Genomic DNA, 804 nt, shown 5'->3' with positions numbered 1-804 from the left:
CGTTGGTAACCATAAAAATACAGACGAACAAAATATGAAACATCTACTATTGTATTTAATAACTTTCAGTTTTTGTACTGAGGTTATAATTTGTCAAAATATCCCCCATGACAAAGAATTCAAAAAAGGACATATAATGTTACTTGACAGCACAAAACAAGAAGGATATTTGAACTTTTATGCAAGTCATACAGGGAAGGTTAAATTTAAGAAAACATTAAGCGAAGAACTAATTAAGTATTCACCTGATGAAATAATTAGTTTTTCAGTTGGTACAATAAAATTTGAAAGCATCAAGAATATAAAAGTAATTGGTCCTATGGGTTCATATGCACCTCTAAAAAAATGTTTTGGGGAAGTTTTGACAAAAGGCAAAGTATCGATAAATTTAATCTATTACATAGGTCATGACCCATTCTCTAGTTCTAACAAGTACTATCATAATTTTTGCTTGACTCAATATGCTAACGGCACAAAGTCTACTATTTGTCTACCTTACAATCAAAGACTTAAAAAGAAAAGAATTGAAAAGGAAAAAATGAAATTAATAGACTTTCTTAATGTAGAAGGCGAAATTAAGACCCTGATTCTCTCTATGAGCCGTGAATCAGGACTATCAGAAACCGTTGAGATTATAAAAAAATACAATTCATTACTATAAAATTACGGTTACCAACACGCCGCACATAGAGCATAGCAGGGCTGTCGCATTTTGGTCGTGCAGATTCCCGCCTCGATAGTCTCGTCCTTTCGGACGGACAATCTCAACGCAAATCTGCTACAGCGCCATGCGGCCAACCGTTG

At 34.1% G+C, this 804-nt stretch carries 1 protein-coding gene; it reads left to right on the top strand.

From position 1 onward, the window contains the following. Positions 1-661, top strand: a 661-nt coding sequence (locus JIV24_RS22215) for a hypothetical protein (protein ID WP_234445929.1), incomplete at its 5' end; no start/stop codon positions are given. Positions 662-804: the final 143 nt, after the last annotated feature.

The organism is Carboxylicivirga marina, from assembly GCF_016612505.1.
Taxonomy (GTDB): Bacteria; Bacteroidota; Bacteroidia; order Bacteroidales; family Marinilabiliaceae; genus Carboxylicivirga; species Carboxylicivirga marina.
Note: the sequence above shows the minus strand (reverse complement) of the source record. Positions and strands in the feature narration are given on the sequence as shown.